A 24,399-nucleotide genomic window follows, 5' to 3' on the forward strand; every position below is an offset into this window, starting at 1 on the left:
GCGAGCATGTTGCGTCAAACCCTTTTCGCCACCTTGTGCGCCAGTGTTCTGCTGGGCAGTGCCTTGCCCGCTGCGGCGGCCAGTGCCCAGTCCTTTGCCAGTGAGCAGGGCAGTCTCAGCCTGACCCCGGTGGTGCAAGGTCTGCAGCATCCCTGGGCCTTGGCATTCCTGCCCGATCGCCAGGGCATGCTGGTCACCGAACGTCCCGGCAACCTGCGGCTGGTGAGCCCGGACGGCAAGCTTGCGGCTCCGTTGAGCGGGGTGCCCAAGGTTTGGGCCAATGGCCAGGGCGGCTTGCTCGACGTGGCGCTGTCGCCGGACTTCAAGCAAGACCGCCTGGTGTACCTGTCCTACGCCGAGGGCGGTGGCGAGGGCGGGACTGCCGGCACCGCCGTGGGGCGCGGGCGCTTGCGCGATGACCTGAGCGGGCTCAAGGATTTCCAGGTGATCTTCCGCCAGGAGCCGAAGCTGTCTACCGGCAATCACTTCGGTTCTCGGCTGGTGTTCGACCGCGACGGCTACCTGTTCATCACCCTGGGGGAGAACAACAACCGGGCCACCGCCCAAGACCTGGACAAGCTTCAGGGCAAGGTCGTGCGTCTGTATGCCGATGGCCGGGTGCCGGACGACAACCCCTTTGTCGGCCAGCCCGGGGTGCGACCGGAGATCTGGAGTTTCGGCCACCGCAACCCCCAGGGCGCGGCGCTCAATCCCTGGAGCGGCACCCTGTGGGAGAACGAGCACGGACCCAAGGGCGGCGACGAGATCAACCTGATCGAGCGCGGCAAGAACTACGGCTGGCCCCTGGCGACCCACGGGGTCGACTATTCCGGCCAGCCGATTCCCGAGGCCACGGGCCAGACGGTCCCGGGCACCCTGGCCCCGCATCATGTCTGGGACAAGTCTCCCGGCATCAGCGGCATGGCCTTCTACGACGCCGATCGTTTCAAGCCCTGGCAGCACAACCTGTTCATCGGCGCCCTGGCCGGCCGTGAACTGATCCGCCTGCAATTCGATGGCGACCGAGTCATCCATGAAGAGCGTCTGTTGGGGGACCTCAAGGCGCGGATTCGCGACGTGCGCCAGGGGCCGGACGGTTATCTGTACATCCTCACCGACGAGGATCAGGGCGCGCTGTACAAGGTCGGCCTGGAGTAATCCGCCCCAACACCCACAGCCGTAGGAGCTGGCTTGCCCGCGAAAGCGTCGGCGAGCACAGCACCAGGCTCAAGGGCCGCTTCGCCGGCAAGCCGGTTCCTACGCTTGGGCGCGCGAGGAGAGGATGACCGCGGCCCGCAGCTTGCTGCTGCCGAAGCTGCACATCTTGTCGAACTCGCCGTGGCTCACCGGCAAGTGCTGGCAGTCCATGGGCTGGCGGTGCTGGCTGTGGTCCACATCCGGATCGTGCAGGTAGACGAAATCGTCGTCGCAGTCGGTGACTATCACCCAGTGGGGGGCCTTGGAACGGGTCAGGCGATAGCTGCTGATCAGCACCAGGGGCTGGCCGCCTTCACTGAGGCGCTTGGCCAGCTCCAGCGGTCCGCCCAGCACCTGCTGCACCTCGCTGGCGTCCAGTTCCCTGCAGAACTCGTCGTGAACCAGGCGCATGACGTCCTTTTTATGCTCGTCACGCACGCCATTGAGAAACAGCGGCCCGGCGCTGTTGACCTGCAGGCGCACGGCAAAGCCCCGGCGCCAGGCAGCCAGCGCCAGGCCCTGGGGGCTGCAGCCACCGTGGCCCGAGGTCATGAATACCGTGGTGGCTTCGCGCCAGATCTGCAGTTCCTCGCGCCGTTCCAGGGGGCGCGAGGCTTGCAGCGCGGCCATGGCCATCAGCAGGCAGGCCGGACCACAGGTGAAGTCGGTGGTCTGCTGGTAGTAAGGCACGCGGATGCTGCGGGTTTCGCGGTGCTGGAGGATGCGTTTCTCCAGGCGCAGGGCATCGGCGTGGTCTTCGTAGTAGTCGTGGATCCGGGCAAAGCGCCGGTAGCCATGGCGTTCGTACAGGGCCAGCGCCGCCGGATTGTCGGTGCGTACCTCCAGGCGCAGGTAGGCGCAGTCATGGGCCAGGGCGCAGGCCTCGATCCGTTGCAGCAGGCGTTTGCCCAGGCCCAGCCCTCGGGCGTCCTCGGCAATGGCGATGGAGTACAGGCGCGCCAGGGAGGTGCCGCGATGAAACAGCACCAGGGCATAGCCCAGCAACCGCGCCTGATGCTCGGCCACCAGCAGTTGGCCGTGGGCGCGGTTGATCATCCACTGGAAGCTGCGCGGGGTCAGCCGGTCGCTGGTGAAACATTGCTGTTCCAGGGCCACCAGCGCCGGCAGATCGTCGGGGGTTGCAGTGCGAAAGACAAGATCCATATAACCGCCGTAAAAGTTGCGTAACGAAACGAGACTTCAAAAAAAGTTCGTGCTTAATAGAAAGGGTCAGGTTCTTCAGCGAGAGCGAACTTTATGTCAGCGGTACAAGGTCATTGGCGAGAAGTATCCGAGCAAAGTTTGCCGGCGACAATCACTTCGACAAGTTATTTTTCCCCACTGGGCAGAACTTCAAGTCAAGTCATCATCATTGTCGAACGCAAGGAAGACTGGGCGTCCTACTTTCCCAGTGAAGACATTCTCACGGCCCAGGAGTACCTCGAACAGAGCCGCGAAAGTGTGCCGGGAAAACGGATCCAGGTGATCAACCTGTGCCGCAGCTACAAGTACCTGGGGCACGGTTACTATTGCTCGTTGCTCGCCGAGGCCCGCGGCCACCGGGTGATTCCCTCGGTGCGCACGATCAGCGAACTGACCCGCAAGGCCCTTTACGGGTTGGCTCTGGACGACCTGGACAAGACCCTGGAAAAGGCCCTGAGCAATCATCTTTACAGCGATACCGAAGGCTTCACTTTAACCCTCTACTTCGGCAAGACGCATATCGAGCCATTGCAGGAGTTGGCCCGCCAGCTGTTTGAATTGTTCCCCTGTCCGATTCTGTTAGTTGATTTCAAGAGAACCGACAGTTGGCATATCGAAGGCGTGAAGTGCGGTGCCTTGCACAAGTTGCGCGACGATCAGGAAGATCAGTTTGCCAACTCGCTGGACAGTTTCAGCCGCAAAGTCTGGCGGGTGCCGCGTTCCCGGCAACTGGCCCGTTATGACCTGGCGATACTTCACGATCCCCATGAAGCGCTGCCGCCTTCCAATGCCCGGGCGCTGGAGAGTTTTATCCGGGTCGGCAAGGGCCTGGGCATCGACGTGGAGCTGATCGAGAAGAAGGACTACTCGCGGCTGGCCGAATACGACGCGTTGCTGATCCGCGAAACCACCAGCGTCGACAACCACACCTATCGCTTCGCCAAGAAGGCCGAGAGCGAAGGATTGGTGGTAATGGACGATCCGACCTCGATCCTGCGCTGCACCAACAAGGTCTATCTCACGGACCTGCTCAAGGGCCACCAACTGGGCATGCCCGCCACCGAGATTCTCTACAAGGAGCGACCGGAGGATTTCGAGAGGGTGGGCGAACGCCTGGGCTTTCCCCTGGTGCTGAAGATCCCCGACGGCTGCTTCTCCCGGGGCGTGATCAAGGTCGAGAGCCAGCAGGCGCTGCTGGCGGCCACCGCCGAACTGTTCGAGCACTCGGTGCTGCTGCTGGCCCAGGAATTCTTCTACACCGAGTACGACTGGCGCATCGGCGTGCTCAATCGCAAGCCGATCTTTGCCTGCCAGTACTTCATGTCCAAGGGCCACTGGCAGATCTACAACCACAAGGCCAAGGGCCAGGACATCAACGGCGAGTGCCGCACCCTGGCGGTCCACGAAGCGCCGCGGGCAGTGGTGGAGCTGGCGGTAAAGACCGCCAACCTGATCGGCGACGGGCTGTATGGGGTCGACCTCAAGCAGTCCGGGGACAAGGTGGTGGTGATCGAGGTCAACGACAACCCCAACCTCGACGCCGGCATCGAGGACGCCTACCTGCAGGACGATCTGTACTCCCTGGTGCTGGAGGAATTCATCCGCCGCCTGGAGCTCAAGCGTCGCGGCCAGGCCTGGTGAGGCGGCGATGATCCACAGCTATCGGCTGGCCCAGGGCAGCTTGCAGGCAGTACCGGCAGGGGAGGCGCAGGTCATGCTGTTCAGCAACCCGGACCTGGCGGAGCGCGAGCTGTTGCACAGCGCCTTCAAGCTCGACGAGCACGCCCTGGCCTCGGCGCTGGACCCGGATGAAGTGTCGCGCATCGAATTCCATCCCGATTACCTGTTCCTGATCTGGAAGCGTCCGGAAAACTATTCCGGTGGCGGCAGCCTGTCCTTCGAAGTGTCGTCCTGCGGCCTGCTGTTCTGCCCCGACCGGCTGCTGGTGATCGCCCCCGACGACACGCCACTGCTGGGCCTGGGCGCGCGCCATCATCTGCACAGCCCGCTGGATGTGCTGCTGGACCTGTTGCTCAACAACATCCATCACTACCTGGGGCACCTCAAGGTGATCAAGCTGGTGGCCAGGGAGCTGCAGCACAAGTTCAACAGCTCGATGGAAAACCGCCACCTGATGCAGATGTTCAACCTGAGCGAGAGCCTGATCTATTACCTCAATGCCCTGCACAGCAACGGTGCGCTGCTGACCCGGCTGCGCAACCACGCCGAAAAGGAGCGCTTCGGCCCGCAGGCGGTTGGCCTGATCGACGACCTGATCATCGAGAACAACCAGTGTTACAAGCAGGCGGAAATCTACTCCACGGTGTTTGCCGGGCTGATGGACGCCCGGGGCAACCTAATGAACAACAGCACCAACAAGCTGTTGCGCAAGCTGACGCTGATCAACGTGGTGTTCCTGCCGCTGAACCTGATTGCCAGCATCGGCGGCATGTCCGAGTTCAGCATGATGACCGCCGGCACGCCGTGGTGGATCGCCTATTCGCTGTTGCTGCTGGCCATGCTGCTGGCGGCGGCCGGCATGTCCCTGGGGCTGCGTCGGCTCACCGGCCACAGCCACCGGGCCGGTTGAGTCTTACTGCGGCTGCAGGGTCAGCACCTCGAAGCCATCGCGGGTCACCGCCACCGTGTGTTCCCACTGGGCCGACAGGCCGTTGTCGCGGGTCACCACGGTCCAGCCGTCCTTGAGCCCGCGGACCCGGGCGCTGCCCTGGTTGAGCATGGGTTCGATGGTGAAGACCATGCCCTCACGCAACTCCAGACCGGTGCCCGGGCGACCGAAGTGCAGGATCTGCGGCTCTTCGTGCATCTGCCGGCCAATGCCGTGGCCGCAGTATTCGCGCACCACGCTGTAGCCCTTGGCCTCGGCGTGGGCCTGGATGGCATGGCCGATATCGCCGAGGCGAGCGCCGGGGCGCACCACCTTGATCGCCGCCCACATGGCTTCGAAGGTGGTGTCCACCAGGCGCCGGGCCTTGGGGCCGACCTCGCCGATCAGGTACATCTTGCTGGCGTCGGCGATGTAGCCGTGCTTTTCCAGGGTGATGTCGATGTTGACGATGTCGCCGTCCTTGAGCACGGCCTTGGCATCGGGCATGCCGTGGCACACCACCTCGTTGATCGAGGTGTTGATGCAAAAGGGGTAGTTGTACTGGCCCTTGCTGGCCGGGCGCGCCTTGAGCTGGTGGCGGATGAAGTGTTCCACCGCGCTGTCCAGCTCCAGGGTCGACAGGCCGGCGACCACAAAACCGTCGAGAAAGGTGAATACCTGGGCCAGCAGCCGCCCGGATTCGCGCATCAGCGCCAGTTGTTCCGGGGTCTTGATCAGTGCCTGGGTCATGCCTGGCCCCTGAGCAGATCGCTCTTGTTGAGCAACAACTTGTTGATCAGGTCGTTGTAGGCCAGGTGCGGGTTAAGCTCGGCCAGCAGGCCGATCTTGATCCAGAACTCGGCCTGGGCGTTGATCGAGCGATCCATGGCGGTGCTGGCCACGCGGATCTGCTGGTGCAGTTCATCGGAGATCTTGACGATGCCCATGCTTGGGGCTCCCTTGAGCAAATATATGAATCGTATATGTTTCGTATAATCAGCGGCAAGCGGCAAGCGGCAAGCGGCAAGCGGCAAGCGGCAAGCGGCAAGCGGCAAGCCGTGAGCTGGTGGGCGCTTTGGTGCTGGGCGTGAGTCGCGGAGAAAAGCGTTGACCACAAGGGGCAGGCGCGGTTAGTTCCCGGTCCATGACTTTTTCTGCCTATCGTCCCCAGCCAAGCATTATTACCGCCATTACCGATTGGCGGGCTTGCTGACGACTGCACCCAACCCGCCCTGGAGGCGGGTTTTTTCTCTCTGTCTCCCGGGCTCCGAACACAGCCAGGAGCACCCTCATGAATCACCCCAGCCGTCTTGCCAGCCCCCCTTTGCCCAGCGCCGACATGGCCTTGCTGGAACGCTACGTGAAGATGATCCTCGCCGCGCCGGTCTACGACCTGGCGATCTGCACGCCGTTGCAGGCGGCGCCCGCGCTGTCGCAACGGCTGGGCAACCAGATCCTGCTCAAGCGCGAGGACCTGCAGCCGACCTTTTCCTTCAAGATCCGTGGCGCCTATAACCGCCTGGCGCAACTTACCCCGGAGCAGAAGCAGCGGGGGGTGATCACCGCGTCCGCCGGCAACCATGCCCAGGGCGTGGCCCTGGCCGCGCGGGAGCTGGGGATCAAGGCAACCATCGTGATGCCCGCCAGCACTCCGGAACTCAAGGTGCTGGGGGTGCAGAGCCGCGATGCCGAGGCGATTCTGCATGGCGAGAGTTTTCCCTTTGCTCTGGCCCACGCCCTGAGCCTGGCCCAGCACACCGGCAGTACCTTCGTCTCGCCCTTTGACGACCCCCATGTGATCGCCGGGCAGGGCACCGTGGCCATGGAGATCCTGCGCCAGCACCCGGGGCCGCTGGACGCGATCTTCGTCCCGGTGGGCGGTGGCGGGTTGATCGCCGGGATCGCCGCCTACGTCAAATACCTGCAGCCGCAGATCCGCATCGTCGGTGTCGAGTCAGAACATTCCAACTGCCTGCAGCAGGCACTGGCGGCGGGGGAGCGGGTGGTCTTGCCCGCAGTGGGCACCTTTGCCGATGGCGTCGCGGTGGCGCAGATCGGCGAGCATGGGTTTCAGATCTGCCGGCATCATGTGGACCAGGTGATCAGCGTCAGCAACGACCAGTTGTGCGCCGCGATCAAGGACATCTACGACGACACCCGCTCGATCACCGAGCCGTCCGGCGCCCTGGCGGTGGCCGGGATCAAGCAGTACGTGGCCCAGGGCGGCATCAGCGGCCAGACCCTGGTGGCCATCGACTCTGGCGCCAACATCAATTTCGACAGCCTGCGCCACGTCGCCGAACGCGCCGCCTTGAGCAGCATCCCGGCCTAGCCGCGGGTTCCCCAGCGAAGAGGCCCGCCAGAGCGGGCAACGCCGGCGCCTACGAGAGCACTGGGCGCAGGAAACTGCGCTCGTAACTGAGGATGAACTTCTTCTCCATCACCGACGCCACCAGGGCCACGCTGTCCGGGTCGCTGAGGGCGTTCTGGCGATAGGCTTCGTAATCGGCCAGGGAGGGGAAGCTGAACAGGCAATAGGCAATGTTGCTGGCGCCTTCCGAGGGCAGGAAATAGCCATGGTGGGTGCCGCCCAAACGCCTGACCACCGCGATCCAGGCTTTGCAATAGGCTTCGAACTCGGGCAACTGGTAGGGATCGATCACGTATTTGACATGGCAGGTAATCAAAGAAGGCACTCCGGGCGAGGGGAAGGATCAGCGTTGTTGTGATCGGGTCAGGCGATCAATCAACCCGTACACGACGCCCCGGGCATTCTGCGGGGCGGCAAAGCGCCAGCGCAACCGCCTGCCATGGCCGGCTTAAAGTCAAAGCCCCTGGTACTGAGAGTGAAATCGAATTTAGCAAGGTCGCCAAAGCGACTTACTCTGTAACTTGGCTTCGTCTGTAAGGACAAAACGGACCTGAGCCAGAATCGCTAACGAACACGGACGTCGCGACCAGCAGGCATTCGCCCATTGACTGGTCGTGTTGAACAGATGGAGAGCTTCAGCATGTTTTTATCTGCCCTGGAACTGCGCAACATCATTGAGAGCAGCTTTCTGCCCAAACGCTGCCAATGCACCCTGAGCCCGGACCTGTCGATGACGGTCAAGGTCTATGGCGACCATGAAACCGACCGTGTCGAGCTGTTGGTCAGCGGCATTGACGCTGCGCAGCTCAATGGCTGCCGGGAAATCAACGAACTGATCGCCGAGTTGCGCTACGACCTGGCCAATGCCCCGGGCGGGTTGCCAGGCCTCAAGCGCAGGGCCCATTGAGCGCGGTCGCAACGCTCAGCGAGGCCCGCCCCTTGGGTTGCCCCACGCTGCATCAGTTTTCGTACAGGCAAGCGTGAGCGTGCTTCTGGTAGGAGATTTCCGCCAGTTCTCCCGCCTTGTCGATGTAGCGCATATTGGCGGTCACCACCTCGCAGCGGCTGGTCGGCGGCTCGGTCATCGAGATGACCTTGGCCACGTCCAGGCGCATGCCGTAGTGATAAGGCACGACTTCGACATTGACATCCGAGGCCTGGGCCAGGCCGGTGAATCCGTACAGGGCCAGGGCGGCCAGGGCAAAGCGCTTGCGTGTGTTCATAGTGGTTCTCCATTACAGACAGTGACGGTTCAGCCCGAGGACTGAACCCGCTGCACGAAGCCCTAAAAGCGTTCCGGGCCAGTGCGCTCCGAAATAGAGTGCTTATTTAGGATTAATCTATCATTAAGAGATCTTTGATAGATTTTGAAATATATCGTTCCTGTCCTATATACCGCCCGACGATGGGCGGCTCCCGGGCCGCGTCCGGCCCGGCTTCACAGTTCGCTGTAGGCGATCCGTTGATGCTGGGGCAGGGCGCGCTTCAGCAACTGCTTCAGGGATTGCCCGGGTGGCAGGTAGTCGTCGCCAAAATCGCCATCGGCCAACCGGGTCGGGTGCGCCACCACCTCCACCACGCCGGCCGGGCAAAAACCCTCCAGCAGGTCCCTGGGCGTGCACACCCAACGCACCGAACCTCCCGCCAGCCAGGCGATGCGTCGGTTCAAGGCGCTTTTGAACAGCCGCTTGAGCGGGCCGATATTGCCGCCGACATTGCGCGCCAGGCGCACGGGCACCCCCTGCCGGGCGGCGAAGCGGGCGACGATCGGCGCCACCGGCCACAGATTGTGTACATGCTGGTGCGAGTCGATATGGCTGGGCCGCAGGCCCTGGTCGAGGCAGCGTTGCCACTGCGCCTGCAGCTCCTGCCACACCGCGTCGGCCGCCGCTTTCGGCAGGCGCAGGGCGGAGCGCGACAGGCCCAGCTCGAATTGCCCTTGGGCGTTGCACAACAGCGGCTGGCGGGCCATGCCCTGGCTCAGAGGCGCGCCGTAGGTCAGGTTGAAGTGCAGGCCGATGCGTCCCAGCAGCCCGTGCTCATGGCTCAGGCGACAGGCGTCCTCGAAGGCCGGCATGTTGGCCATCAGGGTCGCCGAGCTGATCACACCGCGCTTGAAGGCGTCCAGGGTCAGTTGGTTGTAGTCCGGATCGAGGCCGAAATCGTCGGCGTTGACGATGACCCGGTTTGCCCGGGTCACGCTGAGGGTCTGTTTCATTGGCGGGTTCCTTGTGCGTTATCGGCCTGGCGGCGTTCGCGCCAGGCCTTGAGGCGCGGTTTGAGCAGCAGCCAGAGGCGTTCGGCAAGCCCCAGCAACAAGCCCCGGGGACGCCAGGAATAGAAGCTCCAGCGCTGTTGCAACACCAGGCCGCTCATGCGTTCGTGCAGTTGATGGCTGGAGCGACTGAGGCTGACCCGGGAGGCGTCCACCCACTGCCAGCCATCATCCAGCCCCCAGCGAATCCACTCGTCCAGCAGCAGCCGGCCACTGCCCAGGTTGGCGTACTCGGCGAGGAAGGCGATGTTGTAGTCATACAGGCGCCCGCGCTCCAGCAGGCCCAGGCGATAGCTGATGCAGCGCCCCTGGTGTTCCAGCAGCACCACCCGCACACAGCCTTCGGCGGCCAGTCCGCGCAACGCGGTGCCCATCCATCGCTGGCGTTGAGGCCCGGAGAAGATCCCCAGGCCGTCGGCGCCTTTCCAGCTGGCTTGCTCCACCTCGCGCAGGCGCTGCAGTACCTGGTCGATGTCGTCGGCCCCGGGGGCCAGGCGAACCACCCGGGCGTCGATTTCCCCACAGCGCTTGCGGCCCCGGCGCAGTTCGTAGCGCAGGGTGCCGCTGGGTTCTTCGCGGTCGGCGGCGACGATCAGGTGCTCCGGCACGCGACAGCTCAGGGCCGGCTGGCTGTAGCTGCTGGCCCGGCGCCAGGGCGCCAGCAGGCGGTCGGCGCCCACCAGCTCATGCAGTTGCAGCAGATCGTGGGGCAGTTGCCGACGGATCTGCCCGAGCGCCTCGGCCATGGCCGGGTGGCCGGCCTCGGCCACCAGTAGCGCCAGGCGATCGCTCAGGGGATGACCCAGGTGGCGTACCACCTGCAGCCTCATCCCGGCCCGGGATTCGCGGCAGCGGATCAGCGGCAGGCACAGCAGCAAGCGCTCGCCCTGCCAGCCCAGGAGAATCTGCAACTGCTGCTGTTGCAGGGCCTGTTCCGCGCCCCGCAGCCAGCTCAGGCGATTGAACGGCGTTGCCCCCTCGACCTGCTGGCACAGTTGTTCATAGGCCCCGGCGGGGAAGTCTTGTGCGCCAAGGCTGGCGCACCATTGCCAACGCAGATTCACGAGCGCTCCTTGTCATGGCCAGTGGCGACCGGGGCTTGGGCCAGGCGACCGCGACGCAGGTGCTGCAGGCGGGGCTGGTGGTAGGGGCGGCGGCGATGCCAGTGCAGGCAGCGCAACAGGCAATGCACATGCAGGGATTCGCCGACTTCCTGAAAGCCCAGGCGCATGTGCATCTTCAGCGCCGCCTCGTTGCGCACGTTGACCAGGGCCCGGGTGGCCTTGAAGCCCCGTTCGCGGTACTCGTCCCAGAGCATCTTCTGCGCCAGGATCACCACCCCGGAGCCGCGAAACGGCGGCGCGCATTCACCGGCGAACTGGTACAGGCAGCCGGGGGGCACGCGCATCCAGCAGCGGTACAGCTGGTCATCGTAGTAATCGCGCTCGCTGACCCAGACCATCATCATCACGTTGCCGTCTTCGTCCAGGTGCGCGCTGCCGCGACTGCCCTTGTCCAGCAGGCCGCGAATGGCCGGCAACTGGGCCTTGAAGTATTTGTCGAAGGCCGGCAGCAGCTCCCGGGTGATGGGCACCTGGGGCCAGCGCTGCGGGTTGATGGGGCAGGGCACCGGCAGGGCCAGGGCGCGTTCCAGGGTCAGCAGTTCCCAGTGGTAATAGAAGAAGCGTTCACGCACTACCCGCAGGCTACCGCGCAGGCCCTTGCGACGGATCTTGGCCAACAGGCCGGTCAGGCGACTCATAAGGTGTTCCAGGTCAAGGCAAACAGGGTTTCACCGGGCAGTTGGAAACTGGCCCGGCCTTGGTGGCACTGCAACTGGCCGGCGCGGGCGCGGCCATCGGCCCCAAGCAGCAGCAGGCTGGGGCCGGACTCGCAGAGCTGTGGCGCGCCCCCCAGATCGATGGTCTGCTCCCGCGGGGTCTTGGCCACCCCCAGCAGGCTGTGGCGCGTGCCGTCCACAAGGGCCAGGGCATCCACTTCAAAAGCCGGGTTGTCCAGGGCCTGGACCTCACCCAGCCAGTGCTGCTGGATGAACTGCTGGGCCCGGGCCACCGGCTTGAGGCTGAAGCGCTGGGCGTCCTGCTGGGCCAGCATGCCCTTGGGATACTCGGGTTCGTCGGCGGCCTGGAACCAGTTGAGCATGTCCAGCAGGCCGTCCTGGGAGGCGTTGATCACCACCGAGGTCCACCACAACGCGGCGTAGTGGGTGTCCTGCTGATAGGGGCTCAGGTCCGGGCCGCTGGAGATATTGGTCTGGCTCAGCAGCAGCGCCTTGCGCGGCCGGCCTTGCTGGTCCAGGCCCACCAGGTCGGCGGCGGCGCGCACGCTGGCGCGATAGCGACGGGTGGCCAGCAGGTCACGGATCATCCACTCGTGCCAGGCCAGGGCATCGATGTCGGCGGCGTGCGCGGCCAGCAGCTGGCGCGCCCAGTCGAGGCCTCGGCGCTGCCCGGCGCCAACGCGAAACGGTCCGTCCAGCAGTCGCGAGCTGACCGGCATGGCGATGCGTACCCCGGCGGCCCGAGCCTCGGGGTTGGCCTTGGTGTGCTCCAGCATCCGCGCGAAATAGTCAGCGAACACCTCGTAGCTGGGGTAGTTGAGGTTGGGTTCGTCAGCGAACGCCAGGTAGTGCAGGCCCCGGTTGCCCAGTTGCACGCTGTCCGCCAGCCAGGCGTCGAGCCCGGCCAAGGTCTGGCTATCGGCCTCCAGTACCGCCTGGCGCCCGGTGCCGGCCAGCAGGGTGATGTCGCGGTCGATGTTGAACGTCTCGCGGTACAGGCGGCGAAAGCTCAGCTCTCGTTCGGGCTCCTGGCGGATCACATCGACAAAGCTGTAGAAGTTCGCCGCCCGCGGCCCCAGGGCGCGCAGCAGCTCGAAGGTCGAGGGCGGCGGCGCGGCATAGGGCAGGGCGATTCCCAACTGCGGGCTGGGACCGCGCCGTTGCGGCTTGAGTTCGAGTTCGACCCGGCCCGGGAGCCATTGCAGCGGGTGCAGCTGGCGCAAGTCCTGGGCGAACAGGTTGGCACTGCCGTCGAGCCAGAACGCCGCCTTGCCCGAGCCGCCCAGGGTCAGGCGCCAGACCTCGTCCTGCGCGGCCACGGGCAGGGCGATACGGTCGAACTGCCCGTATTGCGGATGCTCCACCAGCTGCAGGCGCCGTTGCTCACCGTCGCTCAGGCGCGTGGCCTGCAGCACGCTGACCCCGCCGTAATACTTGCCGGCCAGTTGTGCCTGTTCGCCGGCGGCCACGCGAAAGTACAGCTCGACGCCGCTGGGCACATCGGCGCTGAAATGCACCTTGGCCGGTTCGAATTGGGCCAGGGTCGAGCTGTCGTGGCTGACCTTGAAGTTGCGAAAGCTGTAGCCCGGCACCTGCAGGCGATAGTCGCCGCTGGCCGCGGGCAGGGCGAGGTCACGCTGGCCGTAGGGTTGGTCGGCGCGAATGTCCAACTGTTGCAGCAACTGGCCATCGGGTTGCAGCAGGTACAGCTGTTCCTGATTGGCGTCGCTCTGCCAGGCCGGGCTCCAGCGCAGTTGCAGGGTGTCAGGGCGGTCGAGTTGCAGGTACAGGCTGCCGTCGCGGATATCGGCCCATTGCATGGGGGCCGCCTGTAGCGAAGGGGTCGCCGTGATCAGCATCAGGGCGAACAGGGAACGGGGTGTCATCAGGGCTTTTCCTTAGGGCGCAACAACTGGCGCACGTGGGCAATGTCTCCAGGTAGCAGAAGCAGGGTGCGGTACCAGGGCACGCCACTGAGCCGGCAGTACAGGCCGAGCATCACCAGGCTCACCGCCAGGTAGGCGATGGATGAGGCCAGGCCGGCACCGACGATGCCCAATGGCGGGATCAGCAGCGCGTTGAGCATCAGGTTGAACAGGGCGCCGCCGGCCAGCAGCAGCGACAGGCTGCCGGGGCGCTGCTTGCCCAGCAGGTCCAGGCGCAGGATGCTCGCGTAGCACAGGCCGAACAGCCCCGGCAGCAAGGCCAGCAGGGCGCCGTAGGCCGGGGCATAGGCGGCGCCGAACAGGGTCACGATCAGCCATTGGCCGATCAGCGCCATGCCCAGGCAGGCGCCGAGCATCACCGTGGCGGTCAGGCGCAGGGCCAGGGCGGTGAGCTGCTCGATGCCATGGCCCTGTTGCAGCAGGCGCTTCATCAGCGGTGTGGTCACCGCCTCGGGAATGATCAGCAGCAGCTCGGCGGCGGCGCTGGCCATGGCGTACCAGCCGAGGGCGACGGGGTCCAGCAGCGCACCGATGAACAGGTAATCCGAGCGCAGCATCAATTGTTGCGCCAGCACCCCGGGATGGCTCTGGGCGCTGTAGCGCAGCAGCTTGCCCTGCTCCCCGGGCTGCCAGCGCAGGCGCAGGTCATGCCAGCGCCGCAGCCAGCAGGTGCCGACGAGTGCCACCAGCAAGGTGCCGCCCAGCCAGCTGAGCAGCGCCGCCGACAGCGGCTGGTCGCGCCAGATCCACCACAGGCCGACGAACAGCAGCAGCGGCACCAGGGACTCCAGCAGGCGCAGGGCGTTGAAGGCCTCGACCCGGCCGTCGGCGTTGTGCAGGGTCAACAGGCCGCTCTTGAGCACGCTCAGCGGCACCGCCAGCAGCAACAGCCAGGCCAGGTCCCCCAGTTGCAGGCTCAGTTCCCAGTGGCTGCCCAGGGTCTGCATCACGCAAAGCCCGGCCAGGGTCAGCAGGCTGGCCAGCAGGCAGCCGTAGACCAGCACCTGGGTCAGCAGCAGGCCCATGGGGCGCTGGCGCGCCGCGTCATAACCGACGGCGGTGTTGAGGCCGCCGCTGGTCAGGGCGGCGATCAATTCCGGCAGGGTGCTGAGCAGGGCGAACAGGCCGCGATCGGCGGGGCCCAGCAGGCGCGCCAGCAACACGTTGCGCAGCAGGCGCAGGCCGATCATCGCCAGCCGCGTGCCCATGCTCAGGGCCAGGTGCCAGAGGTAGCTGCCACGCTTCATGCCCGGGCTCCTTGCAGCAGGCGCCAGGCCAGCAACCCCGGGCGGGCGGCGCTGGCCTGGCTGACGTCGATGCGCGGCAGGGCCAACCACGGATTGCCCTCGGCCTCGATCAGCCCCGGGCGAGTGCCCAGGGCGTAGCGGTAGCCCAGCGCGGCCACCGCGGCGCGCACCTCGGGGCTGTGATCGCCGTTGGGGTAGCAATACACCCCCAGCGGCGCCTGGCAGTGTTGCTGCAAGGCGGCGTGGGAGCGTTGCAGGTCGGCGTGCAGCGCCGGGCCGTCAAGCTGGGTGAGAATCCCGTGGCTGGCGCCGTGGGGACCGAAGCGCACCAGCGCCGAACGCTCCAGGTGGCTGACCTGTGCCCAGTCCAGGCTGTGGGGAGCGTGATCGTCCGGGCAGCTGTCGGCCAGGGCCTGCAGGCTGTGCGGGGCCAGGCCCTTGAGGCGTTGCAGGTACTCGCCCAGGAGCCGGCTGCGGGCATGCTCGTTGCCCGCTTGCAACAGCTCGGCAGGCGGCGCCAGAGCCAGTGCCCGCAACTGCGCCAACAGCGGCCGGGCCGCGGCGCTGTCGGACTGCTGCCACAGGGTTTCGCCGATGGACTCCCACCAGAAGCCCTGGCGGCTGCCGATGAAGTCGGTGGACAGGAAGATGCTCGCCGGCATCTCGTAGCGCTCCAGCAGCGGGTAGGCGACCTCGGCGTTGTCGCGCCAGCCGTCGTCGAAGGTCAGGGCCAGCCGGGGCCGCGCGCCACCGGGAAACTCCAGCAGATGCTCCAGGGGCACGCAGTCGAAGTGCCGCCGCAGCCAGCGCAGCAACTGCTCGAAGTGCTGCTGGCCAACGCACAGCGGGGCGCGATGGGGCAGGCTGGCGGCACTGTCGTCGGCCAGCACCCGGTGCAGCATCAGCACCACCCCGGCGTCGCGCAGGCGTACCCGGGCCAGGCTGTGCAGGTAGGCGCTGCCGAGCAGGCGCTTGAGGGATTGTTTGAAGTTCATGTCAGCGATTCTGTTGTGGGTTCCACAGGGCATAGCGCCGCCCGCGGAGAAACTGCCAGAGGCCCATGCTCATGCCGGCCAGGGTTACCAGCACGAAGGCGGCGAGACGAAACACCTTGGGCAGGCGCCCGCGACGGTCCAGCAGGCCCAGCAGCCCGGCGCCGTAACCCAGCAACTGGGCCAGCAGGCACAGGCTGTAGAAGGCTCCGGCGTCCCACAGCCACAGGTTGCTGAGCAGCAACGGCAGCAACAGCACCGGGGCCAGGCGGCGGATCAGCTTGTGGCTGATCAGGGCGATGGCGTAGGCGCCGTGGCGCAGCGGGTTCATCAGCTCGCGGCGCTGGGCCAGGCTCTGCAGGCCGCCGACCGTGACTCGCAGGCGCCGGCGATACTGCTTGTCGGCGTCGTCCACACCCTGGTCCAGGACCTGGGCCTCTTCGACATAGACGATGCGCTTGCCCGCCACCGGGGCGCAGGTGCTGATGAAGAAGTCATCGTTGACCTCGGCGGGAATGCGCTGGAACAGCTCGCGGCGCAGGGCCAGCAGCGCGCCGTCGGCGGACACCATGCAGCCGGTGCGGTTCTCGGCTTGGCGCAACCAGGCCTCGTAGTGCCGGTACAGGCTGTCGCCCAGGCTCAGGTTGTGCCCCGGGTTGGGGATGATCATGTGCCCACCGCAGGCGCCCACTTGCGGGTCGGCCAGGGGTGCCAGCAGCTTGCCCAGGGTGTCGCCGGACCATTGGTTATCGGCGTCGGTGAACACCAGGATGTCGTTGCGCGCCAGCTCCACCGCCGCGTTCAGCGCCCCGGCCTTGCCCACCCGGGGCAGGTCCAGGACCACGATCCGCGAGTCGCGCACGGCCAGGGCCGTGGCCACGGTGTCGTCGCTGGAGCCGTCGCTGGCGAGGATGATCTGCAGGTCGCTGGCCGGGTAATCCTGTTGCAGCAGCGTGCGCAGCTTGTGTTCGATGTGCGGGCCTTCGTTATGGGCGGCGATGATCACGCTGACCGACAGCGGCAGCGCCTCCTGCTGCGGCCGCGGTCGCACGAACAGGCTGAGCAGGGCCAGCAGCAGCGGGTATCCGATCCAGGCATAGAAGGGCAGGAGCAGGCACAGCCAGAAAAGAGTCTTAGCCACGGTCAGGTCTCACGGCAGCACGGTTGAAAAGTCCCTGCACCAGCGCCACGGCACCCAGGTGCAGGCGCACCCCGTGCAGTAGCCAGAGTTGCAGGACGAACAGCGGATCGCGGTGGCGCCAGCCCTGACGCAGGGCCAGCAGCAGCGGCGCCAGGGCGCCCAACAACAGACACAGGGCGGCCGCGCCCGGCCGGCCCGCGACCAGGGCCAGCAGCGCCGCCCCGCTGAGCAGGGCGCAGGCCAGGCACAGCAAGGGGAAGCGCAACAGGCGCACATTGAGTCCCGCAGCCTTGAGCAACTGCCCGTGGCTGCCCTGGCGCCAGCGTTCCTTGCCGGCCCATTCGCCCCAGCTGCCTTCAAAGCCCCAGTGCAGCACCTGGGGCTCGGGCAGGCTGATCTGACGGGCGCCGGCGGCGTGCAGGCGCAGGCCCAGGTCCTTGTCTTCGCCGGTGCGCAGGCGCTCGTCGAAACCGCCGACCCGTTCGAACCAGGCCCGCTGCAGGCACAGGTTGGCGCTGGGCAACCATTGCCGTGGCCGGGGCTGGCGGCCCGCGGTCAGGCTGCGCCGTTGCCAGGCCCGGGCGAACCAGGGCGCGCAGCGCGGCGCGGCGCAATCCAGGGCCAGGACGTCGGCGCGGTTGGCGGCCAACACCTGCCGCCAGAGCTGCAGCCAGTTGCCGGGCACTTCGATATCGGCGTCGACAAACGCCAGGCAATCGCCGGTGGCCACCGCGGCGCCGCGATTGCGCAGGGCGCCGATGCCGATCCCCGGGCACGACAGCACCCGTGCGCCCAGCTCGCGAGCGCGTTGCGGCCCCTGGTCGGTGGAGCCGTTGTCGACCACGATCAGTTCGTAGTCGACGGCCGCGACCCTGGCCGCGAGGATCACGCTGTCCAGGGTGCGGGTGATGTGACGGGCCTCGTTGTACATGGGCACGATCACGCTGATCCTTTGCATCTTTGCCTCCCTTGGCCAGATGGTGTGGTGGTCATGGGCGCCGGGTGAGGGCGCGGTGTTGCGCTGCTGTCGGTGCTGCTCTTGGCGGCCCCAGCAGGCCCCTCGGGCCTTGTCAGCTCGGGCTCGGGCGCGGCCCGCGGGCCTCTTCGGCCTGCAACCGCAGCACGCTGGACAGGGCCAGGAAGATCCACAGGTACTTGTGGTTGGGGGCGCTGAGAAACAGCAGGAACACCGCCATGGCCAGCAGGCTCAGGCCCAGGTGGGTGGCGATGTCGGCCTGCTCGCGCTGACCCCGGGCGAGAAAGCCCAGGCGCGCCCGCTCGAAGTTGCGCAGGCCCATCAGCATCAGCGCCACGAAACTCAGGCCGCCGGGAATCCCCAGCTCGCTGAACAGTTCCAGATAGGTGTTGTGGGCGCGGCGGAACAGATCCGGCTCGTTCATGTTTTCCGAGAAGCTGCTGGCGAAGCCGGTCTGCGCGTAATGGATCGGGAAGGTGCCCAGGCCCGAGCCCAGCAACGGGTTCTCGCGGATCATCTGGCCGCCCACCACCAGGTAGGAAGTGCGTCGGCCCAGGGAGGTGTCCGCCGAGTGCGAGCCGGACTTGAGCATGCTCAGGGACTGGATCCGCTCCACGTACTGCGCCGGCAGCACGGCGATGCCCAGGGGCACCAGGATCGCCACGGCGAACATGGCAAACCCCAGGTGCTTGGGCCGCAGGCCCTTGAGCCGGTCGCGGTAGTGCCAGACGCCGATGGCGATGGTGAACAGCACCACCAACAGCCCCGAGCGCGAGTCGGTCTTGGTCATCCCGGCCATCAGGGTCAGGCCGATGCCGACCCAGAACAGCCGCAGCGGCCAGTAGGGCGCACGCATGGCGAGCAGGATCGCCGGCGGCACCGCCATGGCGATCAGCAGGGCGAAGTAGTTGGCGTCCTGCAGCAGGCCGATGGCCCGGCCGCCGACCTGGTACTTGGCCGACACCAGGGCGATCACGCAGGTGATGGCGACGCTCAGCGCCAGCAGGCGGCAGAGCATCAGCAGGTTGACTTCGCGGGCAATCAGCAAGGTGACGAAGAACAGCACCAGGCCCACCGCCAGCTCCCGCAGGCTGTCCAGGGACACCAGCAGGTTCTCGCTGTACATCAGGCTCAGCAGCAGGCACAGCAGGAAGGGCCCCAGGGCCCGCCACAGGTTGCTGCGCAGGCGGGTATCGGGGATGTGCCGCAACAGCAGCTTGAACAGCATGATCAGGATCAGCGAGGCGCCCAGCAGCTTGGCCGCGGAGAAGGCGCTGTCCTTGAACAAACCTTCGAACGGCACCAGGGCACAGATGCCCAGCAGGCCCCAGCCCGGACGGCGATAGAGCAGGGCCAGGCCCACCAGCCCGACCACCACCAAAGGCGCCAGGAACGGCCAGGGGCTGGCGAGCAGCAGCAGGCTGGCCAGGCCCAGCAGGAGGCCGAGAACAGGGGCGGCGATCATACTGGGGTGCTCTCCCTGGCCAGGCGATACAGCTCATCCCAGCTGCGGGCCAGGGTGGGCAGGTGATAGTGCTTGCGCTGGGTGACGCGGGCGGCCTGGGCCAGTTCCTCGGCCAGGGCCGGGTCATCCAGCAACTGGCCGATGCGCCGCTCCAGATCGACGCTGTCCAGGGGCTTGGCCAGCAAGCCGTTCTGCCGGTGTTGCAGGACATCGGGAATCCCGCCCACGGCAAAGGCCACCACCGGGGTGCCAGCCTGCATGGCTTCGAGCAGGATCATCGGCGTGCCCTCGGTGCGCGAGCTGAGCACCAGCACGTTGAGGCGCTTGAGCCAGGGCTGCATGTCCTGCTGGTAACCGGGCAGCAGAATGCGCAGCGACAGCCCGGCGGCGTCGATGCGCTGGCGCAGGGCCTGGTTCTGTTCGCCGTCACCGAGCAACACCGCCTTGAGGGTGGGGCGCTGCCAGCACAGGCTGATCAGTGCGTCGAGAAACAGGTCCGGGCCCTTTTCCGCGCTCAGGCGCCCGACGAAGCCGACCATCGGCTCCATTTCGTCGCGGCATACTTCGGCCTCCCGCAGCGGCGGTCCATCCTGGTTCACCGGCAATACCCGCTTGGGCTCCGGCAGGCCATTGGGAATGACCCGCAGCTTGTCCTCGGCCACGCCGGCCTGGCGGTGCAACTGGGCAATGCTTTGGGCCACACAGGCCACCCGGCGCACCTGAGAGCTGCGGCACAGGCGCAGGCTGATCCAGGTGTAGAGCTTCTGTTTCAGGCTGCGCGGGGTGAAGCCGTGCTGGGTCATGACCAGGGGCAGGTGCAGGCGCCGGGCACAGACCCAGGCGAACACCTGAGCCTTGAAGTTGTGGGCGTTGAGCAGGCCCGGCTGCTGCCGCAGATGGGCCAGCAGCGCCTGCAGACAGTGGCAGTTGTGGCTGGGCACCCCAGCCTCGCTGAACCGCTGCAGCAAGCTCTGCGGGGCATTGATGAACACCACCCGATGCTGCCCCGGGGTGACCAGGCAATGATCCAGCAGCATGCGTTCGGCGCCATAGAAGCCGCCGCTGTGGATCAGGTGCACGATAGGCCGTGCGGCCAGGCTCAGGTCGTTCACTGTTTGGCCCAATACCAGGCCCAGCGCCAGGTCCAGCGTGGATAGGGATTGAGCTGTTGCTCTTCAACCGCGTTGAGCACCATCAGCACCGGCAGGCCGAGGTGGTCGCTGACCTGGGCCGGGTGCTTGAAGCGGTGATCGAAGAACTCGTAGACATAGCCCAGGGCGATGGCCAGCAGCAGGCCGGTGAGCAGGCCCAGGGGGATGATCAGCATGGGTTTGGGGAACGCCGCTTCACTGGGTTCGTAAGGCTGGCTGAGCACCCGGGCGTTGGACAGTTCGCCGCTGATCAGGCGTTCGCCACGGCTCTCTTCATAACGCTGGGTGTAGGTGAAGAAGGCCTTGTGCAAGGCATCGATTTCGGTGTCCAGCTGGCGCAGCTTGCTCAGCACCTCTTGCAGGTCGCGCACCCGCGCCTTGTAGTCGTTGATCCGCGCGGTTTTCTGGGCGATCACCGACTGGGTGATCTGCAGATCGCTGCTGCGCTCGCGCACCCGGTTCTCCACCACCTTGAGGAACTGCGCCCGGGCCCGCACGATCTGCTCGCGCTGCTGCTGCATCGGCACGCTGTCGGCCCGGTAAGTGTCGGCGGTGGTGCCGAACTGGCTCACCAGGTTGGTCAGCTGCTCGCCCAGTTGCTTGATCTCGCGGTCCTCGTAGGCCACGTTGTCCACGGTGTTGGCGAAGGCGAAGGGGAAGGTGTAGTCCGTGAGGCCGGCCTTGCGTGCCGCCGCCAGGTTCTTCTGCAGGTAGTCCAGGCGGCGCTGGTTCTCCAGGGCCTGGTCGCGGTAGCCGTTGAGCGATTGCTCCTCGGTGTTGATGGCGTTCAGGCGGAAGGTGATCTCCTCCTTGGGATCGGAGGCGTGCGCCGCTTCCAGCAGCGCCTGGCGCTTGCCCTCCAGGTCATCCAGGCGCGACTGGTACTGGGCCTTCTTCTGTTCATAGAAGGCCTCGGGCAGTTCGTTGGATTGCAGGTCCTGGCGGCTTTTCAGGTAGTTGGCCAGCAGACGCTCGACAAAGCGCGTGCCTTCGGCGGCATTCGGGCTGGCATAGACGATGGAGATCACGTTGGAGCCGGGCAGGGTGCCGATCTTCAGGTCCTTGACCGCCTGGTCGGTGAAGGCATCCAGGCTGGTGTCGCGCACCGGGTCCACGGCCAGGCCGAAGAAGCCGCGCAGCGGGTTGATGACATGGTTGCGCAGCGGGTCGATCAGGCCATTGCGGATCGGCTTGACGATCAGCCGGGTCAACAGGCCCTCGTTGCCGCCGAACTGGCCTTCACGGCGCAGTTGGTCGATGGTGTCGCGGATCAGCGTGGGCGAACGCAGGATATTGCTTTCGGTTTCCATGTCCGCCAGGGACGGCGGGATGAACTTGTCACTGTCCGGGGTGAGCACGGTGTTGGCGTCGGTCTGCGACAGTTTCTTGGACTGCACTATGACCTCGGCGGTGATCTCGAAGCTCTGCTTGAGCACCAGCGGCAGCAGCAGCGCAATCAGGGCGAAGCCCAGGAACACCCGCTTGATCAGGCGTCGATTGACAAAGAACACGAGCAGGAACTCATGCAGGTAGTTTTCGATCTTGGTCATCAAGAGGGAACTCAGTTGTTGTTCGTTTCTTTGTTGTCGACGCGGTAGCCGAAGCTGAACCCGACACCCTGGAACATGATCACGTCCGCCAGCTGCTTGCTCAGGGCCCCGGCCTTGGCCAGGCGGGTCTTGGGCACGTAGAGCATGTCGTCCGGTTGCAGGTAGGCGAACTGCAGGGCCTTGCCGTCCAGTGCCGCATCGGCGTCATAGACCCGGGCTTCGACCTGATTGCCCTTGCGCCGCATGATCACCACCGAGTCCAGGCGCGCGGTGGGGCCGGCGCCCTTGGCCAGGGTCAGGGCCTCAAGCACCGAGATCGGCCGGCGGATCGGGTAGGCCCCGGGCTGGCCGACTTCGCCCATGACGAACACTTCGTTGGCGGCGGTGGTCTTGAGCAGCACGTCGACGCTGACCTGGCCCACTTCCTTGGCGTAGCGCTGGTTGACCAGGGTCTGCAGCTCGCTGAGGCTCTTGCCCTGCAACGACAGGCTGCCCAGCAGCGGGAAGCTGGCGCGGCCATCGGAGCCGACCACGATCTCGCGGCTCAGGCCGGTGGCCGGGTTGGTCAGGCTGGTGCGCAGGTTGTCCAGCTGGGCCATGGCGTGGGAGATCGAGAAGGTGATCTGCGGCTTCTTCAGCACCTTGGCGTATAGGGTTTCCAGGGCCTGGCGCGCCTGTTCGGCGGACAGCCCGGCGACCTGGACGTTGCCCACGTAGGGCAGGTCGATGCTGCCGTCGGGCAGCACCAGCTTGCTGCCGCCCAGCTCCGGCGCGGTGAGGAAGCCGATGTCCACCTGATCACCGGGCTGCACGAGGTAGCGCTGCTGGGTGGTGGTGCCGATGTGGAAGATCACGTCCAGCACGTCCTGGGGCCGCAGCACCTGTTCGATGGGCATGACCTCGGTGAGCTGGGCCTGGTCGGCCGGGGCGCTGAGGATCTGCACCGGCATCTGCTGCAGCTCGCGGTTGACGCAGCCGCCGAGGGCCGCCAGCAGCGACAGGCCCAGCAGGGAGAGTCTTGGCTTGTTCATGGTTACACGGTCCTTGTGCCGGTCAGAGACGGTCATAAACCCACTTGGGCATGTAGTACTTGCGAGCGTTGAACACGCTGCCGATCAGCTTCGCCTCGGCCTGGATCAAACGCTGCGCCGCGGCCTGGGCCACTTCCCAGCGGGTTTCCTCGCTGCGCACCACCAGCACCACGCCGTCCACCTGGGTGCTCAGGGTGAGGATGTCGCCGCTGCCGTACACCGGGTCGCCGTCGATGATCACGAAGCGATAGTCCGCGGCCAGGGCCTGCAACAGTGTCTGCAGCAGTTCCGGGGTCAGGCGCTCGGCGTATTGCTGGCGGCGACCCAGGGGCAGGAAGTCGAAGCCCAGCTCGTCGCTGCCTTGGATGCACTGCGCCAGGAGCGGCGGGGTGTCGGCCAGGGCCAGGTCGAGAAAGCCCGGTTGCTGGTCCAGGTCCAGGCGCCGGGTCAGGCTGTTGTCCGAGAGGCTGGTGTCCACCAGCAGCACCCGGCCGCGGCTGGTGCGCGCCAGTTCGCTGGCCATGCTCAGGCTGCTGCTGGTGATGCCGCTGTTGCGGTTGGCCGCGGTCAGCAGGATCACCCGCAGCTCCTGGTCGAGCACGGTGACCGCCAGGTTGCTTTCGCTGGGAGGCTGGATCTTCAGACTGGCTAGGGTTGCTGCCGCCATTTCAACTTGCTCCATGGCCATTGAGGACCTTGAAAGGGGTTTTGATCAGGATCTTCAGGTCGAGCCAGGGGCTCTGCTGGAAGATGTAGGTCATGTCGAGGGTGACCCGACCGTCGAAGTCCACGTCGCTGCGCCCGGACACCTGCCACAGGCCGGTGATCCCGGGGTAGATGCTCAGGCGCCCGAGGTGGTGTTCCTTGTAGGTCTGGGCGTGAAACGAGGTCGGACGCGGCCCGACGATGCGCATCTGGCCCAGCACCACGTTGATCAGGTTGGGCAACTCGTCGAGGCTGGTGCGCCGCAGGAAGCCGCCGATCCCGGTGATCCGCGGGTCGCGGTCGATCTTGAAGTCCACCGAGTCCGGACCGTGCTTGTTCAGGTGGCGCACCGAGTCCTTCAGGGCTTCGGCGTTGACCACCATGGTGCGGAACTTGTACATGCCGAAGCGCCGGCCACGAAAACCGGTGCGCAGCTGCACGAAGAACACCGGCCCCGGGCTGGTGAGCTTGATCGCCAGCGCCACCGCCAGCAGCAGCGGCGACAGCAGCACCAACAGCAGGGCGGCCAGCAGCGCCGAGGTCAGGCGCTTGCTGCGCGACAGGGTCCAGGGCCGGCCGCCGTCGCGGCCGGTGATCCAGCCGTGATGCTGCAGGTCGATGGCGGCCTGGACCTTGCGCCGGAACGGGTCGTTGCGCCGGTCGATGCGCGCCGGTGCCGGCACCTCGGTTGCGGGCGATGAGAGGGGTCTTTCCATTTCCACCGGAAGTACTTCCATTGC

At 66.0% G+C, this 24,399-nt stretch carries 23 protein-coding genes and 1 pseudogene; 5 read left to right on the plus strand and 19 right to left on the minus strand.

All coding sequences use genetic code 11. The features are described from left to right. Positions 1-6 precede the first annotated feature (6 nt). Positions 7-1,158, plus strand: coding sequence for a PQQ-dependent sugar dehydrogenase (locus tag DNK59_RS29295; protein WP_110725563.1), 1,152 nt, complete (start codon positions 7-9; stop codon positions 1,156-1,158). A gap of 99 nt (positions 1,159-1,257) precedes the next feature. Here DNK59_RS29295 and DNK59_RS29300 read toward each other — a convergent pair whose 3' ends face one another. Next, positions 1,258-2,361: a GNAT family N-acetyltransferase/peptidase C39 family protein gene (locus DNK59_RS29300; RefSeq protein WP_110725564.1), complete on the minus strand. Its 1,104-nt coding sequence runs from the start codon at positions 2,359-2,361 to the stop codon at positions 1,258-1,260. A 93-nt stretch (positions 2,362-2,454) separates the two neighbouring features. On the opposite strand from DNK59_RS29300, the gene DNK59_RS29305 reads away from it, so the two are divergent. Continuing rightward, positions 2,455-4,041 carry a RimK family protein gene (locus DNK59_RS29305; RefSeq protein WP_110725565.1) on the plus strand — a complete coding sequence of 529 codons (1,587 nt, stop codon included), beginning with the start codon at positions 2,455-2,457 and terminating at the stop codon, positions 4,039-4,041. Positions 4,042-4,048: 7 nt separating this feature from the next. After that, a complete protein-coding gene (locus tag DNK59_RS29310; RefSeq protein WP_110725566.1) occupies positions 4,049-4,990 on the plus strand; it encodes a magnesium transporter CorA family protein in 942 nt (313 codons plus the stop codon). A gap of 3 nt (positions 4,991-4,993) precedes the next feature. Here DNK59_RS29310 and map read toward each other — a convergent pair whose 3' ends face one another. Continuing rightward, positions 4,994-5,758 (minus strand): type I methionyl aminopeptidase, encoded by a 765-nt coding sequence (map, locus tag DNK59_RS29315; RefSeq protein WP_110725567.1) that lies wholly within the window; start codon positions 5,756-5,758, stop codon positions 4,994-4,996. After that, positions 5,755-5,955: a ParD-like family protein gene (locus DNK59_RS29320; RefSeq protein ID WP_092314732.1), complete on the minus strand. Its 201-nt coding sequence runs from the start codon at positions 5,953-5,955 to the stop codon at positions 5,755-5,757. Before DNK59_RS29320 ends, map begins: the two co-directional genes overlap by 4 nt. Positions 5,956-6,299: 344 nt before the next feature. Between DNK59_RS29320 and ilvA the strand changes: the two are divergent. Then, positions 6,300-7,322, plus strand: a pseudogene (ilvA, locus tag DNK59_RS29325) (threonine ammonia-lyase, biosynthetic); the annotation flags it as partial. A 67-nt stretch (positions 7,323-7,389) separates the two neighbouring features. Here ilvA and DNK59_RS29330 read toward each other — a convergent pair. After that, the gene (locus DNK59_RS29330; protein ID WP_110725568.1) at positions 7,390-7,695 is read right to left on the minus strand and encodes an NIPSNAP family protein; all 306 of its coding nucleotides are present in this window, start codon (positions 7,693-7,695) and stop codon (positions 7,390-7,392) included. A 324-nt stretch (positions 7,696-8,019) separates the two neighbouring features. Here DNK59_RS29330 and DNK59_RS29335 point away from each other — a divergent pair, with 324 nt between their 5' ends. Continuing rightward, positions 8,020-8,286, plus strand: a complete 267-nt coding sequence (locus DNK59_RS29335) for a DUF1652 domain-containing protein (RefSeq protein ID WP_110725569.1) — start codon at positions 8,020-8,022, stop codon at positions 8,284-8,286. Between the two features lie 52 nt (positions 8,287-8,338). Here the strand turns inward: DNK59_RS29335 and DNK59_RS29340 are convergent, their stop codons facing one another. The 15 genes from DNK59_RS29340 to DNK59_RS29410 all read right to left on the minus strand — a co-directional run bounded on the left by DNK59_RS29340 (position 8,339) and on the right by DNK59_RS29410 (position 24,375). Then, complete coding sequence (locus tag DNK59_RS29340; protein ID WP_110725570.1) at positions 8,339-8,602, minus strand: DUF2790 domain-containing protein; 264 nt, start codon at positions 8,600-8,602, stop codon at positions 8,339-8,341. Between the two features lie 215 nt (positions 8,603-8,817). After that, on the minus strand, positions 8,818-9,597 hold the full coding sequence (locus DNK59_RS29345; RefSeq protein ID WP_110725571.1) for a ChbG/HpnK family deacetylase: 780 nt from the start codon (positions 9,595-9,597) through the stop codon (positions 8,818-8,820). After that, the gene (locus DNK59_RS29350; protein WP_110725572.1) at positions 9,594-10,718 is read right to left on the minus strand and encodes a GNAT family N-acetyltransferase; all 1,125 of its coding nucleotides are present in this window, start codon (positions 10,716-10,718) and stop codon (positions 9,594-9,596) included. Before DNK59_RS29350 ends, DNK59_RS29345 begins: the two co-directional genes overlap by 4 nt. After that, entirely contained in the window at positions 10,715-11,416 is a 702-nt protein-coding gene (locus DNK59_RS29355; RefSeq protein WP_110725573.1) for a GNAT family N-acetyltransferase, read from the minus strand. Before DNK59_RS29355 ends, DNK59_RS29350 begins: the two co-directional genes overlap by 4 nt. Then, positions 11,413-13,341, minus strand: coding sequence for a hypothetical protein (locus DNK59_RS29360; RefSeq protein WP_110725574.1), 1,929 nt, complete (start codon positions 13,339-13,341; stop codon positions 11,413-11,415). The genes DNK59_RS29355 and DNK59_RS29360 overlap by 4 nt, the downstream gene beginning before the upstream one ends. After that, entirely contained in the window at positions 13,341-14,648 is a 1,308-nt protein-coding gene (locus DNK59_RS29365; RefSeq protein ID WP_110725575.1) for an oligosaccharide flippase family protein, read from the minus strand. The genes DNK59_RS29360 and DNK59_RS29365 overlap by 1 nt, the downstream gene beginning before the upstream one ends. Continuing rightward, entirely contained in the window at positions 14,645-15,643 is a 999-nt protein-coding gene (locus DNK59_RS29370) for a polysaccharide deacetylase family protein (RefSeq protein ID WP_110725576.1), read from the minus strand. The genes DNK59_RS29365 and DNK59_RS29370 overlap by 4 nt, the downstream gene beginning before the upstream one ends. Position 15,644: 1 nt before the next feature. Beyond that, complete coding sequence (locus tag DNK59_RS29375; protein WP_110725577.1) at positions 15,645-16,781, minus strand: glycosyltransferase; 1,137 nt, start codon at positions 16,779-16,781, stop codon at positions 15,645-15,647. Then, positions 16,774-17,739 carry a glycosyltransferase family 2 protein gene (locus tag DNK59_RS29380; RefSeq protein ID WP_110725578.1) on the minus strand — a complete coding sequence of 322 codons (966 nt, stop codon included), beginning with the start codon at positions 17,737-17,739 and terminating at the stop codon, positions 16,774-16,776. Before DNK59_RS29380 ends, DNK59_RS29375 begins: the two co-directional genes overlap by 8 nt. Positions 17,740-17,851: 112 nt before the next feature. Next, the gene (locus DNK59_RS29385; protein WP_110725579.1) at positions 17,852-19,222 is read right to left on the minus strand and encodes an O-antigen ligase; all 1,371 of its coding nucleotides are present in this window, start codon (positions 19,220-19,222) and stop codon (positions 17,852-17,854) included. Beyond that, on the minus strand, positions 19,219-20,346 hold the full coding sequence (locus DNK59_RS29390) for a glycosyltransferase family 4 protein (RefSeq protein ID WP_110725580.1): 1,128 nt from the start codon (positions 20,344-20,346) through the stop codon (positions 19,219-19,221). The genes DNK59_RS29385 and DNK59_RS29390 overlap by 4 nt, the downstream gene beginning before the upstream one ends. Then, on the minus strand, positions 20,331-21,923 hold the full coding sequence (locus DNK59_RS29395; protein ID WP_110725581.1) for a lipopolysaccharide biosynthesis protein: 1,593 nt from the start codon (positions 21,921-21,923) through the stop codon (positions 20,331-20,333). The genes DNK59_RS29390 and DNK59_RS29395 overlap by 16 nt, the downstream gene beginning before the upstream one ends. 11 nt (positions 21,924-21,934) lie before the next feature. Beyond that, complete coding sequence (locus DNK59_RS29400; RefSeq protein ID WP_110725582.1) at positions 21,935-22,954, minus strand: polysaccharide biosynthesis/export family protein; 1,020 nt, start codon at positions 22,952-22,954, stop codon at positions 21,935-21,937. A 22-nt stretch (positions 22,955-22,976) separates the two neighbouring features. Further along, positions 22,977-23,621, minus strand: coding sequence for a CpsD/CapB family tyrosine-protein kinase (locus tag DNK59_RS29405; protein WP_092314766.1), 645 nt, complete (start codon positions 23,619-23,621; stop codon positions 22,977-22,979). 1 nt (position 23,622) lies between these two features. Further along, positions 23,623-24,375 (minus strand): sugar transferase, encoded by a 753-nt coding sequence (locus tag DNK59_RS29410; protein WP_110725583.1) that lies wholly within the window; start codon positions 24,373-24,375, stop codon positions 23,623-23,625. Between the last annotated feature and the right edge of the window lie 24 nt (positions 24,376-24,399).

Source organism: Pseudomonas sp. TKO26, assembly GCF_003225665.1.
GTDB classification, from domain to species: domain Bacteria; phylum Pseudomonadota; class Gammaproteobacteria; order Pseudomonadales; family Pseudomonadaceae; genus Aquipseudomonas; species Aquipseudomonas saponiphila.